At 36.2% G+C, this 16491-nt stretch carries 17 protein-coding genes and 1 tRNA gene; 3 read left to right on the top strand and 15 right to left on the bottom strand.

Annotated features, from left to right (window positions below):
• Positions 1 to 102: 102 nt before the first annotated feature.
• Complete coding sequence (gene trpS / locus ABIZ51_07870; GenBank protein MEO7088690.1) at positions 103 to 1071, bottom strand: tryptophan--tRNA ligase; 969 nt, start codon at positions 1069 to 1071, stop codon at positions 103 to 105.
• Positions 1072 to 1230: 159 nt separating this feature from the next.
• Here trpS and dxs point away from each other — a divergent pair, with 159 nt between their 5' ends.
• Positions 1231 to 3162 carry a 1-deoxy-D-xylulose-5-phosphate synthase gene (dxs, locus tag ABIZ51_07865; GenBank protein ID MEO7088689.1) on the top strand — a complete coding sequence of 644 codons (1932 nt, stop codon included), beginning with the start codon at positions 1231 to 1233 and terminating at the stop codon, positions 3160 to 3162.
• Between the two features lie 54 nt (positions 3163 to 3216).
• Here the strand turns inward: dxs and ABIZ51_07860 are convergent, their stop codons facing one another.
• From ABIZ51_07860 to meaB, 5 genes are all read right to left on the bottom strand, one after another.
• A complete protein-coding gene (locus ABIZ51_07860) occupies positions 3217 to 3561 on the bottom strand; it encodes a hypothetical protein (GenBank protein ID MEO7088688.1) in 345 nt (114 codons plus the stop codon).
• Between the two features lie 114 nt (positions 3562 to 3675).
• Complete coding sequence (nadD, locus tag ABIZ51_07855) at positions 3676 to 4251, bottom strand: nicotinate (nicotinamide) nucleotide adenylyltransferase (protein ID MEO7088687.1); 576 nt, start codon at positions 4249 to 4251, stop codon at positions 3676 to 3678.
• 8 nt (positions 4252 to 4259) lie between these two features.
• Positions 4260 to 4823, bottom strand: a complete 564-nt coding sequence (gene gmk / locus ABIZ51_07850; GenBank protein ID MEO7088686.1) for a guanylate kinase — start codon at positions 4821 to 4823, stop codon at positions 4260 to 4262.
• Between the two features lies 1 nt (position 4824).
• The gene (locus ABIZ51_07845) at positions 4825 to 5694 is read right to left on the bottom strand and encodes a YicC/YloC family endoribonuclease (protein MEO7088685.1); all 870 of its coding nucleotides are present in this window, start codon (positions 5692 to 5694) and stop codon (positions 4825 to 4827) included.
• A gap of 113 nt (positions 5695 to 5807) precedes the next feature.
• Positions 5808 to 6713, bottom strand: a complete 906-nt coding sequence (gene meaB / locus ABIZ51_07840) for a methylmalonyl Co-A mutase-associated GTPase MeaB (GenBank protein MEO7088684.1) — start codon at positions 6711 to 6713, stop codon at positions 5808 to 5810.
• Positions 6714 to 6829: 116 nt separating this feature from the next.
• Between meaB and ABIZ51_07835 the strand changes: the two genes are divergently transcribed.
• Positions 6830 to 7588, top strand: coding sequence for a glycosyltransferase family 2 protein (locus ABIZ51_07835; protein MEO7088683.1), 759 nt, complete (start codon positions 6830 to 6832; stop codon positions 7586 to 7588).
• Here ABIZ51_07835 and ABIZ51_07830 read toward each other — a convergent pair.
• Genes ABIZ51_07830 through ABIZ51_07810 form a run of 5 tightly spaced genes read right to left on the bottom strand, consistent with a single transcriptional unit; the run spans position 7574 to position 12574 of the window.
• A complete protein-coding gene (locus tag ABIZ51_07830) occupies positions 7574 to 8620 on the bottom strand; it encodes a glycosyltransferase (GenBank protein ID MEO7088682.1) in 1047 nt (348 codons plus the stop codon). The two genes, ABIZ51_07835 and ABIZ51_07830, sit on opposite strands and share 15 nt — an antisense overlap.
• Entirely contained in the window at positions 8617 to 10206 is a 1590-nt protein-coding gene (locus ABIZ51_07825; protein MEO7088681.1) for an O-antigen ligase family protein, read from the bottom strand. Before ABIZ51_07825 ends, ABIZ51_07830 begins: the two co-directional genes overlap by 4 nt.
• Before the next feature lie 35 nt (positions 10207 to 10241).
• Positions 10242 to 11960, bottom strand: a complete 1719-nt coding sequence (locus ABIZ51_07820) for a S41 family peptidase (protein MEO7088680.1) — start codon at positions 11958 to 11960, stop codon at positions 10242 to 10244.
• 28 nt (positions 11961 to 11988) lie between these two features.
• Entirely contained in the window at positions 11989 to 12210 is a 222-nt protein-coding gene (gene yidD / locus ABIZ51_07815) for a membrane protein insertion efficiency factor YidD (GenBank protein ID MEO7088679.1), read from the bottom strand.
• A complete protein-coding gene (locus ABIZ51_07810; protein MEO7088678.1) occupies positions 12203 to 12574 on the bottom strand; it encodes a ribonuclease P protein component in 372 nt (123 codons plus the stop codon). Before ABIZ51_07810 ends, yidD begins: the two co-directional genes overlap by 8 nt.
• Before the next feature lie 173 nt (positions 12575 to 12747).
• Between ABIZ51_07810 and ABIZ51_07805 the strand changes: the two genes are divergently transcribed.
• Positions 12748 to 12831: transfer RNA gene (locus tag ABIZ51_07805), tRNA-Leu, on the top strand.
• Positions 12832 to 13006: 175 nt separating this feature from the next.
• On the opposite strand, the gene ABIZ51_07800 is transcribed toward ABIZ51_07805, so the two are convergent.
• From ABIZ51_07800 to ABIZ51_07785, 4 genes are all read right to left on the bottom strand, one after another.
• The gene (locus ABIZ51_07800) at positions 13007 to 13888 is read right to left on the bottom strand and encodes an Omp28-related outer membrane protein (protein ID MEO7088677.1); all 882 of its coding nucleotides are present in this window, start codon (positions 13886 to 13888) and stop codon (positions 13007 to 13009) included.
• Between the two features lie 24 nt (positions 13889 to 13912).
• Positions 13913 to 15559, bottom strand: coding sequence for a DUF6029 family protein (locus ABIZ51_07795; GenBank protein MEO7088676.1), 1647 nt, complete (start codon positions 15557 to 15559; stop codon positions 13913 to 13915).
• A gap of 29 nt (positions 15560 to 15588) precedes the next feature.
• Positions 15589 to 16113: a TlpA disulfide reductase family protein gene (locus ABIZ51_07790; protein MEO7088675.1), complete on the bottom strand. Its 525-nt coding sequence runs from the start codon at positions 16111 to 16113 to the stop codon at positions 15589 to 15591.
• Positions 16114 to 16208: 95 nt separating this feature from the next.
• Positions 16209 to 16491, bottom strand: a 283-nt coding sequence (locus ABIZ51_07785) for a T9SS type A sorting domain-containing protein (GenBank protein ID MEO7088674.1), incomplete at its 5' end; no start/stop codon positions are given.

The following is a 16491-nucleotide window of genomic DNA, read 5'->3' as shown; positions in this document are numbered from 1 at the left end:
ACGTGCAGATTCTTCACTGCGTTCAGAATGACAACGCTTTTTCAATTGTCAATTTTCCATTCTCAATTTTCAATTAGCATCAGCAAATTTTCAAATCGAATTTTAGTATCCCACTTTTTCGCGTACTTTTTTTAATGTTTGTTGCGCGACAGCTTTTGCTTTAATAGCGCCTTGTTGAAGTTTTTTTTCTATTTCGGTTGTGTTGTTCATGTAATGAAGAAACAATGCGCGTTCGTTTTTATATTTTTCGACGATGAGTTCAAAAAGCGCTTGTTTAGCAGTTCCGTAACCGTATCCGCCTTTCAAATAATTCGCTTTCATTTCGGCAATTTGCGTTTCTGATGCCATTAATTGATATAGTGCAAACACGTTACACGTATCCGGATTTTTTGGTGCTTCTAAAGGAGTAGTATCGGTTTTAATGGATAAAATAATTTTTTTCAACTCCTTATCTGGTAAGAAAATATTGATAAAATTATTATACGATTTACTCATTTTTTGTCCGTCGATACCAGGCACAATCATCACTTTTGCATCAATCATCGGTTCTGGAATAACAAATGTTTCTCCATACGTACGATTAAAAACTCCGGCAATATCGCGCGCCATTTCGAGGTGTTGCAATTGATCTTTCCCCACAGGAACAATGTTGGCATCGTACAAAATAATATCTGCCGTCATCAAAACTGGATAGGTAAATAATCCAGCATTTACATCCGCCAAACGATTTGATTTATCTTTAAAAGAATGTGCGTTTGCCAACATCGGAAAAGGTGTTAAACAGCTTAAAATCCAAGTCAATTCGCATACTTCCGTTACATCGGACTGTCTGTAAAAAACATTTTTTTCGGTATCGAAACCAAAAGCAAGCCACGCCGCTGCGGTGCTGTACGTGTTGTTTCTCAATGTTTCAGAATTGCGAACGGTGGTAAGCGAGTGCATATCCGCAATGAAAAAAAAAGATTCGTGCGCACCTTTTTTAGAAAGTTCAATTGCCGGAATAATGGCTCCGAGTAAATTTCCGAGATGTGGAATGCCTGTGCTTTGTACGCCTGTAAGTAAACGATTCATGATTTATTTTTTGCAAAGATAGTTTTTCTTCGAATTAGTTTTTGATACAGAAATAATGCCTTCAAAAAAATATTTTTTCAAAGCCTATTTTTTCAATGGAAGAATGTCCCGTGCAAAAATTAAATTTTCATACCTTTGCATACTATTACACGAAAACAGATGGATTTTAAAACCGGAAAATTACTGGAAAACATTGTTGTTCCTGCTGATTTACGAAAATTAAAAGAAGAAGAATTGCCGCAAGTTTGCGACGAGCTTCGTCAATACATCATTGATTTGGTTTCTAAAAAAGGCGGGCATTTCGGCGCCAGCTTAGGCGTAGTGGAGCTTACCGTTGCTTTGCATTATATTTTCAATACGCCTTACGATCAATTGGTTTGGGACGTTGGACATCAAGCTTACGGACATAAAATTTTAACAGGTCGCCGAAAAAATTTTCACACTAACCGTATTTATCATGGTATTAGCGGTTTTCCGAAACGCAGCGAAAGTGAATACGATACATTTGGTGTAGGACATTCGTCTACTTCTATCTCTGCAGCGCTTGGTATGGCTGTGGCTTCGCATTATAAAAAAGAAAATGATCGTCAACACATTGCTATTATCGGCGATGGCGCGATGACTGGCGGACTTGCCTTTGAAGGCTTGAACCACGCGGGTATCGAGAATTCTAATTTGTTGGTAATTCTCAATGATAATTGCATGTCCATTGATCCGAATGTGGGCGCTTTACGCGAATATTTAACGGACATTACCACTTCGCATACCTATAATAAAGTAAAAGATGAAGTGTGGAATTTACTCGGAAAAATTAGCAAATTCGGACCTGGCGCGCGCGAAATTGTTGCCAAAGTAGAAAATGGTATTAAATCTTCTTTGCTCAAACAAAGTAATCTTTTCGAATCCTTGAAATTCCGTTATTTCGGTCCGATTGACGGACACGATGTTATCCGAATGACAAAAATTTTAGAAGATTTAAAAAATATTCCTGGTCCTAAAATTTTGCATTGTTTGACGATGAAAGGGAAAGGGTATAAATTTTCGGAAGAAGGAAATCAAACCATTTGGCATTCGCCCGGATTGTTCAATAAAGAAACCGGTGAGATTATTAAAATTATTCCGAAAGAGCCGCAAGCTCCCAAATACCAAGATGTTTTTGGACATACCTTGGTGGAATTGGCAGAAAAAAACCTTAAAATAATGGGGATTACCCCAGCAATGCCTTCTGGTTGTTCTTTGAATATTATGATGAAAGCGATGCCTGAAAGGGCTTTTGATGTTGGGATTGCCGAACAACACGCTGTTACATTTTCTGCAGGGCTTGCTACACAAGGCTTAGTGCCTTTTTGCAATATTTATTCTACGTTTATGCAACGTGCCTACGATCAGGTAATTCACGATGTGGCGATTCAAAATTTGCACGTTGTTTTTTGTTTGGATAGAGGTGGAATTGCAGGTTCAGATGGCGCAACGCATCACGGAGCTTACGATTTAGCTTATTTCCGCTGCATTCCAAACATGATTGTTTCCGCTCCAATGAACGAAGAAGAGCTCCGAAATTTAATGTACACAGCACAGTTAGAAAAAATAAAATCTCCATTTTCTATTCGCTATCCGCGTGGAAATGGTGTGATGCCTGATTGGAAAAAAGATTTTTCGGAGATAGAAATTGGTAAAGCCAGAACTATTAAGAATGGAGAGGATCTGGCAATTTTAACGATTGGTCATGTGGGAAATTATGCGTTGGACGCTTGCAAACAATTGGAGAAAAAAGGTATCAGCGCAGCGCATTACGATATGCGTTTTGTAAAACCGATTGATGAAAAATTATTACACGAAGTTTTTTCTAAATTCAATAAAGTAATTACGGTGGAAGATGGCTGTGTGATGGGCGGAATGGGTAGTGCCGTGATTGAATTTATGGCAGACAATAATTATTCTGCGCAAGTAAAACGATTGGGAATTCCCGATAGAGTAATTGAACACGGGGAACAAATGGAGCTTCACACCGAATGTGGATATCATCCAGAAGGTATTGTAAATGCTGCAATGGAGATGATTGGAATGAACAACAAAGCAATGGTTGTTTAAAGAATAAGGCTTCGAAAAATTAATTTTTCGAAGCCTTAAAAATGAATGCAAAAATTAATTCGCACCTTCTAAATTAAATTCTAAATTTTCTTCAAAAGCCAATGCTCCATTGTTTTCCGCTTTTTTAGAAACAGGTATTTCTTTAGCAGGAATTGTTTTTTTAGCCACTTTCGAAGGCATCAAGGTATTTAATCCGTTCAATTCTAATCGTAAATCGCGCAAGCACATCCCGAGTAAAATGGCTTTCTTCGTATCGAGCGAAGTGAATTCAATATCAAATTCATCTTGCTGAATGGCCTGCGCTTTAACCGACATATCGATTTTATTGTCTAAACAATATTCTATCAGCGCAGAAATATTTTTTCTTTTTAAAGTTACGGATGGCATTTTTTCGTTCATGGTTTTAGGTTTTTAAGAGATATCAAAATAATCTATATCTGTAAAAATAAAACTTTTTTTTTACTTGAAAAAGTGTTTTGAAAAATTATTTTTTTGAAGACTAATTTCGGCTCTTTATTTTTTGTAGAAATTCATTTCCTGCACGTAACGTGCAACGGGTTCGGGCATAAAATGAGAGACATTTTTTTTATTCCGAATGGCTTCTCTTATAAAAGAAGAAGAAATATCCATGAGCGGCGCTTCCGTTATTTTTACGTTCGGATGATTTTTTAAATCATCTCCAACTTCGTTGGGGCGCGGATAAATGTATAGCTGATAATTTTCTAAAATGCTTTCGTAATTTTTCCATTTATGAAACGTATTCAAATTATCGCTGCCCATAATCAACACAAATTCATCTTTTGGATGTTTTTCTTTTAAATAGGTAAGAGTATTTATCGTGTATGAAGGCTGCGGTAAATTAAATTCTATCTTACTTGCTTTCATTTTTGGATGATCTCCAATTGCTTCTTGTACCAAGGCAAAGCGATGATTGTTCGCTAACAATCCTTTTTTTTCTTTCAGCGGATTATGCGGAGAAACAACAATCCACAAGCGTTCCAAATCGGTAAATTCCAACATGTAATTGGCAATCACCATGTGTCCAACGTGAATGGGGTTGAAGGATCCGAAAAGAAGTCCAATTTTCATTTAAAAAATCAGGTTAAAAATTCGTTCACTAATTTTTCTGCTTCCGCGAAGGCAATATGCAAATGTTCATTCAATAAAATTTTATCAAACAAGTGTGCTTTTTCTAATTCTACAACTGCTTTAGCAGTACGTCTGGCAATACTTTCCGGCGTTTCTGTTTTTCTTCCTTTCAATCGTTTTTCTAAACTGGCAATGGAAGGCGGCATCACAAAAATAGCCAATGCTTGCGCACCAAATTGTTTTTTCAAATTCAATCCTCCGTCTACATCCACATCAAAAATAACGTGTTTGCCCATTTTCCAAATACGCTCAATTTCACTGCGAAGTGTTCCATAAAAATGATTTTCATATACTTCTTCCCACTCAATAAATTCATTGTTTTCGATTCGTTTTTTAAATTCTTCTACACTTAAAAAATAATAATCCGCGCCATTTTTTTCAGTTCCTCTTTTGGCTCTACTACAAGCCGAAACGGAAAATTCCAACAAAGAATTTACTTTCAATAAATGATGTACAATGGTTGTTTTTCCTGCACCGGAAGGAGCTGAAAAAATAATTAATTTACCGTTCATTTTACAAAACGTTTAGCGATTGTTCTTTAATTTTTTCCAATTCATCTTTCATCTGAACAATTATTTTTTGAATGCTTACATCATTTGCTTTCGAGCCAATGGTGTTAATTTCGCGACCAATTTCTTGGGAAATAAATCCGAGTTTCCTTCCGCAAGAAGGCTCTTGCATCGTTGTCGTAAAATAATTACAATGTGTTTTTAGGCGCACTTTTTCTTCTGTGATATCAATTTTTTCAACGTAATAAATCATTTCTTGTTCGAAACGGTTATGATCTATTTTATCTACAACAACAACTTCAGAAATATTTTTTTGAATTCGATCTCTGATTTTTTTTATCCTTAAAGGATCAGCTTCTTCTACGTCTTTCAGACCTTTCAAAATATTCTCAATTCTTTTTCCGAGCTCTTGCGCCAATACCTTTCCTTCGTCTCCGCGAAATTCATTTAATTTTTCAGCTGCTGCTTTTACGGCAATCATTACCGAAGACCATTCGCTTTCATCTGGCTCTGAATTTTCTACTTGCAATACATCTGGCATTTTTAAAATCACCGATAAATAATTTTGAGGTGTTTGATCCAGCTCTGTTTCCAAGGCTTTCAACTCGTCAAAATATTGTTTAGCTAATACTTTATTGACAGAAAATTTTTTTTCGCGCTCTTCTTCTTCGGTATAAATTACGACATCCACTTTTCCGCGATCGAGAATTTTTCCCAATTCCGAACGTAATTCTGTTTCTTTCGCCTTGTATCGTCCTGGCATGCGAACGCTTAGATCTAATTGTTTGCTGTTTAAAGAGCGCATCTCAACAGAAATTTTTTTTTCAGAAAAATCAATACTTGATTTTCCAAAACCGGTCATAGATTTTAACATAATTATTTTATTTTTTTCAAAAGTAAGGAAAATAAGCGCTGATTCGCACGCTGTAAAGGAGAAGAAAAAACACGTTCAAAAAAATAATTTTTCGAAGCACTATTTCCGGAGAATTATTCTGCGAAAAAATCCTTCACAAAACAATACAAATTAAAATCAGGAAATTTTATTTTTACAGAAATTTTATTTTGCAATTCTTTTTTAGAAACCGTTTTCATCCGCTCGTATTGTATCAATTTATAGGCTTTCTCAGCTAACAAAAATATTTTTTTTTCGTTGGTAATTCCTATTTTAAAATGTTGCTCAATTGCAGTTACAAGCTCAATAATTCCAATATTTTGAGAAGCAATCGTTTTTAAAATCGGAATGTGCCAATCGCTTTTAGAAACAACAGATTGCTTCAGGTTTTTCATAAAAATATCTGCGCCTTCTCTGTCGGATTTATTCACTACAAAAATATCAGCAATCTCCATAATTCCAGATTTACTGGTTTGTATATCATCGCCCGATTCTGGAACCAACACAAGCACCGTCGTGTCCGCCAAACCCGCAATCTCTACTTCCGATTGTCCCACGCCCACCGTTTCCACAAACACATAATCAAAACCGAAAGCACGCATCACATCTGTAATTTCTATGGTTTTAGCAGACAACCCACCGAGCGATCCGCGCGTAGCAAGCGAACGAATAAAAATATTTTCATCCGTAAAATGTTCGCTCATTCGTAGGCGATCTCCGAGTAAAGAACCGTAATTAAAAGGCGATGTAGGATCAATGGCAACAATTCCGATTTTCTTTTTTTGTTCTGATAATTTCGAAATCACCGCATTTACGAGAGTGCTTTTCCCTGCACCTGGTGGACCAGTAATGCCAATCAAAGGTGTATTTTTAGTAAACGTTAGCGATGCTAAAATTTCCGAATGTCCTTCTAATTCGTTTTCAACAATGGTGATGCAACGCGCCAACGCTTTCGCATCGCCCGCTTTAAAAGATTTTATCAATTGTTGAATGGCTTCCATAAATCAAAACAAATATACGATATAATGCAAAAGAGGCTTTCAAAAAATAATTTTTCAAACGCTAATTTCGGACGTTTCATTTCCCTTTATATAGTACATTTGTTTCACAAAATAAGATGAACGAAATAAAATTATCCGTTGTTATCATTGCCTTTAACGAAGAAATAAATATCGAAAGATGTTTGTCGTCCGTGAAAGATATTGCCGATGATATTGTAGTGGTGGACTCTTTTTCAACTGATAAAACGGAAGAAATTTGTAGCAAATACGAGGCGCGATTTATCTCTCATAAATTTGATGGGCACATCGAACAAAAAAATTGGGCGATTACGCAAGCGCTTTATCCACATATTTTATCATTAGATGCCGATGAAGCATTAGACGAAAATTTGAAAAAAAATATTTCGGATGCTAAAAAGAATTGGCAGTTTGATGGTTATGAAATGAATCGTTTGACTAATTATTGCGGGAAGTGGATTAGGCATTGCGGCTGGTATCCAGATAAAAAAATGCGTTTGTGGGATAGTCGGAAAGGCAAATGGGGCGGCACAAATCCACACGATAAATATGAAATGGAAAATAAAAATTCAAGACTTGGATTTTTGCAAGGCGATATTTTACATTATAGTTTCTACACGATTGAAGATCATATCAAACAAATAAATTATTTCAGCGATATTGCCTCAAAAGCCTTATATATCAAAGGAAACAAAGCCAATTTCACAACTATTTATTTCAATCCGATTGCAAAATTTATCAGTAGTTATTTTATTCGTTTAGGATTTTTGGATGGTTATTACGGATTTGTCATCAGTAAAATTTCAGCCAAACACACGTATTTGAAATATAAAAAATTGCAATTACTTGGAAAGTAATTTTTCGAAAACACTTATATATTCGGCAGTAATGGCGGGAATGGAATGTCTTTCAGAAGCATAAAGAAAAGCTTTTTCAGTCAATTCATTTTTCAAATTTTGATTATCGAGCAGCTCCGAAATATTTTTTGCGAGCATTTTTGCATCTTTCTTTTCTGAAACCAACCCTCTTCCAGAAATCAATTCGTTTAATCCTCCAGCATTTGTACTTGCCACCGAAACCTTGTAAATAAAGGCATCCAAAACGCTACTACCCAAACCTTCTTCTTCAGAGCTCATCGCAAAAACATCAAACACAGAAAAATAATCTGTAACATCTTCTGTAAATCCATTCAGAAAAAATATTTTTTCGAGACCTAGTTTTTCGATTTCAGCTTCCACCTTTTTTTCCAAAACTCCTTCTCCAAAGTGCAAAAAAACAAAATCGTTTCGAAGTAAGGAAAGTTCATAAATGGCATTCACCATCGTAATCGGATCTTTGTGCGGAACAAGCGCAGCAATAGTTCCAATAATTTTTTTATCCTTCCAAGAATTTTCAAAAATAAATTTTTCAGCACGCTCTTTATCAATGGGTGAAATTTCTAACGCATCGCTAATCACGGAAACATTTTCCATTCCAAAATTTTCCAAAATAGTTTTCACTGGATTGGAAATAGCAATTAATTTATTTGTAAAACGGTATTTCATTTTCGTAAAAAATCCACTCGGAACAAAATCAACTCTGCGTGTATAAACGACTGGCTTGCGATGAATAAATTTTGAAAGAACCGCTGCAAACTGAGCTTTGGCAGTTTGTGCGTGAATCAGATCGTAATCATTTCCGTAAAAAAGTAAAAATAAAATTGTTTGAAAAAATGATTTTACTTGGTACGTATTAAAATCATTTTTTTTGGAAATATGAGACAACGGATATTTTTTTCGACACAACACATCTACCTCTAATCCTGCATCACGAAAGCCTTTCATGTTATAAAAAGTTTGACGCTCTCCTCCTCGCCATGATTTTTCGGTATTTACTTCAAGGATTTTCATTCGTCTATTTTTTCGTTTTTAAAGGAGAAATTATTGAAGAGAAAAAAGGCATTAAAGAATGCGAAAAAAGTAGCTCCAGCTTGTGTTTCAAGTGTATCTTCACTAAACATAGAAAGCAAAGCAATCAGAAAAAAAGTGATATAAAAATAATTAGAAAATCCTTTTTCCCGCAACAGTGGATATACAAGAGAAAGAACAAACCACGCGAAACCAATAATCCCAAAAGCCACGCCAATAGCCAGAAATTGATTGTGTGAACGCAACCGCTCTTCTACCTTAAGAGGCGATTTTTCACGAATATATTCGGCAGCAAACGCATTTTTTACATCGCCCGTTCCAACACCAATCAGCGGATTACGTTGAATAATACCAATGGCGGCTTTCCAATACGACAAGCGTTGCGAAACTGAATGTCCAGAAGGGTTTTCATTGTTTTCAAACGTATGAATATCGCCCAACAATTGATACAACCGCGCATTTAGATTTCCCAAGTGTTGATACTTATAATTTGGAATTCCTTTTTGGATGGAAAAAATTTCAGCGTCACTTAATGTATTTACGCCCACTGCATCTTTGCGTTCATTTTTAGATGTGAGGAAACGAATCAAGGTGTATTTAATATCGTTTCCTTTTAAATCTTTTTGATCAAATTTAATAGTGCTTCGCCTATTCCAAGAGGTTTCCAACTCATTCCAACAAATATACATCATCACAAAATGCCCGTTTTCGGAAAGTGTGCTGGTGCTGTCGTTGAAATATAAATTGCGTTGCGACGTTTTTTTTTCAAGCGTTGAAAAATTAATTTTCGGAGGCATTTTATCGTATTGATGAATCCTCATCGCGGCATACGCAAAAACAATTATCGGCAACAAAATCATTAGTGCGAAAAATATTCTTTTATGCTGTTTCCACGCCAAATAAATCAATAAAATAAAACTAACGAGAAACAGAACCAGCAAGCCAGTAATGGATTCCAGAATAATCATAAAAATAATAAACCATAAAATAAGGAGCGCAAAAAAATATTTTTTCGACGTACTTTTTTCCGTGTAAATGTAATATGCCAAAGTAAAAATGCAGATGCAAATTAACAATGCCAAACGTATCGCAGCAATAAAAATAGATATGTCGCGCACGTCTACAATCACGGTTTGTGGCGGATCTGTAGGAATGTATCCAAAAAATACGGACATCGAAATAAAAGTGGAACACAGTACGGCAGCAATAAAAATATGTAAAATCCAATGCAATTTTTTAAGCGAAATTTTTTCAGAAGAAGAAAGTATCAAAGGAAGTAAAAACAGTGGGATTTTTTTTCGGATATCTTCTAAACCGTAATCAAAATCGCTCGTGTAGAGCAATCCAATCAAATGTAAAATAAATACAGAAGCAATAATTACAGCAGCCTTATTGTTCCAAAATTTGCAAATTTTTTCTTTCAGATGTCCTTCCCACAACCAATTGAGGAGTAAAACAATTTGCGCCAAACTCATTAAAAACATGGACAAAGGCAAACCAATTACCAAAATTGCCAAGCCGAAAAAATAAATAGCAGAATGGTATGAGCGAGGCAAATTTATCTTCATGAAAAATTAATTTTTCGGAGTACTAAAATAAAATTTTATTTCTGTGTATGAAGTCCTGTTTGCTGATCATGAAAAGAGTGAATCGGTTTGGCGATGGTAGTTAAAATCGAGTCGTAGCGAGCCGTATCATTTAGCAGCGTAACAGCATCCGTAATTTCCGGATCCCATTTCAGATTGTCTGCTTGCCGTCCTTTTTGATAATAATAACGCGATACAATTTCGTTTTCGATTAATTCCATAATACCTTTTTTATTTTTTTGTAAATCGGCTTTTTTATCGTGTTTTATTTTGTCTTCCAAAGCCGTAAATTCAGGTGTTATGTCCTCATAATAATTTTCTTTTTTCGTATCTTTTTTAAGCTGTTCTAAAGTTTGTTCGCTTTTCGTGGTATAATCGTAATTTTTATCTTTAATGAAATCCAAAAAATTATTGAAATCTTGATCAGTAATCGAGAAATCCGCTACCGAAGGAATGGTAGGATGTTGCGTGCGATATTGTGTTGCGAAATCAAAAATTAAGGATTTATTAATCAGACTGAGTTCGATGTTGCTAATTTGATCTTGTTGAAATTTCACATCCGGATCAATACCGCCGCCGTCGTATACAATTCGTCCGTCTTTCGTACGAAAAGCTGTAATCAAAGAATCTGGAACATCAGGCACAGTGCCATTTTGCGCACGGTGCGAATAATCTAATTTCTGAATACATCTTCCGCTCGGAATGTAATATTTTGCAACCGTTAATTTTAATTCCGCATTGTAACTCAACGGCCGCGTTTGTTGCACCAAACCTTTACCAAATGTGCGTTGTCCGAGAATAACACCTCTGTCTAAATCCTGAATACTTCCGGAAACAATTTCCGCTGCGGATGCGGAACCGCCGTTCACAAGCACTACAATGTGCGTGTTTAAATCCGTTGGCGGATTAAGTGTTTTATGGCTATGATCCCATTCCGCCATTTTGCCTTTTGTATTGACAACGACTTGTCCTTGCGGTTCAAAAATATTCACCATATCCACGGCTTCGTTGAGTAAACCGCCTGGATTTCCGCGCAAATCAAAGATTAAATATTTAAAATCCGGATTTTTTTTCAACTGTAAAAAAGCGTTTTTCACTGAATCGGCGCAGTTTTCCGTAAAACTGGTTAATTGAATATAACCTGTATTCTTGCTTACCATCCCGTAATAGGGCACGCTGCTCACTTTAATTTCTTCGCGCTGAAGCGTTTTTAAAAGCTGTTGTCCGTCTCGTTCCACCAATATTTTTATTGCCGTATTCGGCTGGCCTTTCAAAAATTTCCCGATGTCATCAGGACTTTTTCCCTTCACGGAAATGCCATCAATTTCTAAAATTTTATCTCCCGCCATCAAGCCTGCTTTTTGTGCAGGAAAACCCTCGTACGGTTCCGCAATATAAATGTAATCGCCTTTTTGGCGAATGAGCGCGCCAATACCGCCGTACTGGCCCGTTGTCATAAAACGAAAATCTTCAATTTCAGATTCTGGAATGTAATCAGTGTACGGATCCAAAGAAGCCAACATCGCATCCATGCCTTTTTTCATCAAGGTTCCGGGCTGAATACTGTCCACGTAATAAATATTTAATTCTCGAAACATCGTCGAAAAAATGTCGAGATTTTTAGAAATCTCAAAATAATTATCCGCGAAACTATACGAAACAATCGCATAACCAACAATGCTTACAGCAATTATCGCTAAACGAAATTTTTTTAGAATATGGAAAAAAGTCTTCATCAAAAAATATTTTTTTAAAACTGTTTTTTCAAGGAACCGGATCGTGTCCGTGACCGCCCCAAGGATGGCACGACAAAATTCTTTTCAACGTTAAATATCCGCCTTTTCCGGCGCCGTATTTTTTTATAGCTTCAATGCCATACTGCGAGCAAGAAGGCGTGTATCTGCACGAAGGCGTTAAATGAGGCGAAATCGCATTTTGATAAAATTTTATCAAAACAATAAAAAAAGCGCTCATCATTTTATTCATTTTCCTGCGATAAACGTTGTAAAATTAATAATATTTTCGATTCGATTTCCGCATACGAAAGCGACGTGCTCGAGGTATAAATAAATGCGATGCGCGTATTTTCTTTTTGTAAAAGAAGTGTTTCTTTGTTTTTGCGATATGCTTCTCGTATCAATCGTTTCAAGTGATTTCGATCGACGGCACGTTTAAATTTTCTTTTCGGGACGCTGATTAATATTTGTGTTAAAAAATTATTTTCCGAAACTGCTTTTTTCCACACCACTCTAAAAGGCGCTACAGAAAAGAATTTTCCGGTCTTTATCAATTCCTCGATGAGGATTTGACTGCAAAGTCGTTCTTGCTTTTTGAAAGTTTGTTTTGGCATGCTTTTATTCCCGATACAAATTAACGATAGATATTGGATTTTGCGAAGATGGATTTGAAAAATTATTTTTTGGAAGGTTCTTTTTTGAAGAAAAAAAATAAAAAAAATTGCGTATCCAAAACAAATGAATAATTTCGTCCTCCGTTTTAGGACTTTTTTCTTGAAAAATAATTGCCCGGGTGGCGGAATTGGTAGACGCGCTGGTCTCAAACACCAGTGAATTAACCTTCATACCGGTTCGATCCCGGTCTCGGGTACGATTCTTGAAAGCTTCCAAGTTTCAAGAATTAAGCATAGCCTTGTTATCGAAAGATAATGAGGCTTTTGTTTTTAGCGGTATTTGCTAATTTCCAAAACAGACAGCTGCAATGTGTATGGGTCATTGAGATTTACAACCAGTTTTCGATACTGCTTAATTTTTCAAATGGGTTTTTACTCCACTCGATCATCCTCCGCTTGCAATACAAAATTATCAGAGGTTTCGTAAATAAACGAAATCACATGACACGTTGCGGCATTCCATGCTGGATTGATGTGATAATTTGTATAACTTTTTACAACCGTTGTTCCAGCACTTACGTTTCCTGTTGCTAAGGTATCGCCCCAAGCATTGTTAATGACATCACGTAATGTAAAACGTTTTGAATAATTGGGAATATCACTCGGGTTTGTGGCATAATCTTCTTGCCAATCAAAAATACTATCCTGAACCAATAATACAACCAATTTATAGGTATTTGTTCCGCTTAAAGCAGATACAAATTGAGATGAAAGGCTGGTGTTTAACATTCTTGTGGAAGTATTATACGTATTGGTAACGGTGATGTTTGCCAATATCGGCGCTTTTGTTAAACTATCAACCACCGTTGCCCAAGCAGTAGTAGGCAACCCTTTGCTTCCACTAACTGTAAAGCGATCAATCATACCTTGTGGTAATCCATTATTTGAAATCCCAAAAAAATTATCGTAAGTAGTACCAACAGCCGAGCGGTAATCAACACTGTACGCCCCTGTTGGAGCCCCTGTTGGTAAAGGGTTTGGCGATGGACAAGGTCCAGCAAAAGAAGCACTTACATTTAATTCCATACACACCACTTGATTCCCATACAATTGGCGCAATGTTTCCGATTCTGCTCCAGCTGTTGGGCAATTTCCACAAAGATGTCCGGTATAATCTTCCACCAACACTTTACGCACGGCATTATTCCCAGTAATTGTTTTAGTGCTTTGTGGTTTATACGGATTGTTTACTTTATCGCAGGAAGCGAGTAAAAATAAACTCGCGATGCATCCAAAAATCAGTATTTTTTTCATTTGAAAAATTATTTTTTTGAACGATTAAAAGCTACTTGTAATGCTTAAGGTTAAACCATTTGATGCTGGTACATTACGGCATACGCCGCCTACACAAAAAATTCCGGCACGTTGTTTTCCGTAACCAACAGTAATACGGCTGGCATTAATGGTATAGCCAGCATTGGCGATGAAATAATGAATTTGTTGTGCCGGATTTGGATTTCCATAATTGTATTCATCCAATGCAGATACAAACCAATTGGAACCTAAGCTATATTCTAACAACAACGAAGCCCAATTGTGCATGTCTTGCTTGGTTGCTAAATGTTCTAAATCACAACGCAAAGCATGATCGGAATTAAATTTATAGGTTACATCTACCACCGCAATGTTGGAGTAAATAGTGGGCCAGCCAACTTGTCCTTGTATTACGTTTTTATTGTAAACTTGATAGGCATATTCGGCAGTTCCTGTAAATTGTTTGGAAAATTTATGATGTACGGAAGTAAATAAATCGCGGTAATACGTTTCTTGCCCGATGGCAAAAAAATCGGATTTGTATCCTTGGCGCGTTGTGCTCATATCATTTACATTAACCGTATCCAAGGAGTTAGCGCCCGAAAAATTAACGAGTAAATCTGTGCCGTAATGTCCGCCAAGTAAGGATTCTTTTTTAATTTTATATTGCACTTCACTTTCGAAACCCATTTCACCGTTTGGCTGTGTAGCATAAGGGTAAAACGACATTAATTCCTCTGTATGTTGCAGTGTAAGTGCTGGTAAATAATTAATATCTAACACACTTCCTGTTTGAGTACGATCGGATTTAAAATCCATATTATCCACGCGTTTTCCGTCCAGTGTAATAGAAAATCCTTTTTGGGAATAACTGGTCATCACCAACAAGGATTGTCCTGGTTTATAAATGTAATGATTGAACGTAGAAGGATCATTTATTTTGTAGGCATATTCCCCGTATAAATTTAATCCATTTCGAATGATATTAATGCGTCCGGCGCTTGCACCAACATTTTGCGGTAATACATAAATGGGATCTTGATCCACTTGGTATTTACTAACAAAACTTCCACCAAGGATAATATGTGTTTTATCATTCGCCATTTTATCAATCAACTCATTTAAATTTACTTCGCCGTCTGCTCCTCTCACCAATCCAGGACCTTCGCTAAAAAATTCGCGTTGTTTCCCGATAATTCCTTTGATGTAAATTCCTTTGTAAGGATTGTAGCGCAGACGTACTCCATCCATTGCATTATCCAATCCCAATCCACGTTCCTCATAACTTCTAAAAATCATTCCGGTACCAAATTGCTCGTAAAAGCTGCCTACGGTAACTTCCATGTTATCCATTTTATAGCTGAAATAACGATACGGAATGCCTGTACCTTGATAACGAGAATCAAAACCTTGCATCACATCTAAATAACTTTCATAACGAAATCCAGCAGAAATATTGCCGTTTGTATAATTCACATTAAGGAATCCATTGCTCAACATTTTTTCAGGAACAGGTGGCGCTCCAATAGTTGAATCGGGGTTATAGTATTGTGCATCCAATTCGAAATTCCCGTGTATTTGTCCCATATTATTTTGGGCTTGCAGCGTATAGCAGGTAGTAAATAGGAGAAACGACAGCGTTATTTTTGCAACATTTTTTTTCTTTTTCACAATCTAAATCGAGTCTAAAAATTATTTTTTTATTCGGTTATTTTTTCGCCTTTAGCAACTTTTTTCACAATATCATACAGTTTGTCGGCATCTCCTTCCGCATAGGAATTATGTTGCCAAACAATTTCTCCGTTTCCATTCAAAACAAAGGTAAAAGGTACATTGTTCACATTCATAGCGCGTTTAAAATCTTGATTTTCGTCGATGTACACATCATACGTCCAACCTTTTGCATTCACGTCGGTAGCCACGTTGGCGGCAGCTCTGGCATCGTCAATAGATATAGCAATTACTTTTACGCCAGTTTCTTTTTGCCAATCAGGATATTCTTCTGCAATGGCATCCAATTCTTTTTTGCAAGGTTTGCACCAAGTAGCCCAAAAATCAATAATAATGGGCTTTCCGTTGTTGCTAATTTTGCTGGTGTTAAAAACGCTACCGTCCAATGCTTTTAAATCAACGGAAGGTAATTTTTGCAATGCTTTTTGCTGAGGTGCTGTAAAGGAAATACCCGTAAAAGCAGCCGCAATAATAACTAAAAAATATTTTTTCATAATGAAGTTTTAAAAAAGGTTAAAAAAATAAATCAGCGGCAGGACATTCAAAAAACGTTCCAAACCGCTGATTCATTTAATTAATTTAGAAAAATTTATTTACTAATGATAACTTTCTTAGTGATGGAATTATTATTGGCAATGATATTCACAAAATAAATTCCGTTAGTCAAATTTGATCCATCCAACTGAATGATGTGTTGCCCTTGTGCTAATACACCTTCGTTATCAGTCATTACTTTTTGCCCTAACATATTGTAAACAGTAATCAATACATTTTCCGATTGTTTCATACCAAATGCAACGTTTGCAATGCTATTGGTAGGATTTGGATAAATGTCTAAATACGACAAGCTGCTGTTTTCTTTAATATCTGTT

It is taken from the genome of Bacteroidia bacterium (assembly GCA_039924845.1).
In the GTDB taxonomy this organism is placed as follows: Bacteria; Bacteroidota; Bacteroidia; order DATLTG01; family DATLTG01; genus DATLTG01.
Note: the sequence above shows the minus strand (reverse complement) of the source record. Positions and strands in the feature narration are given on the sequence as shown.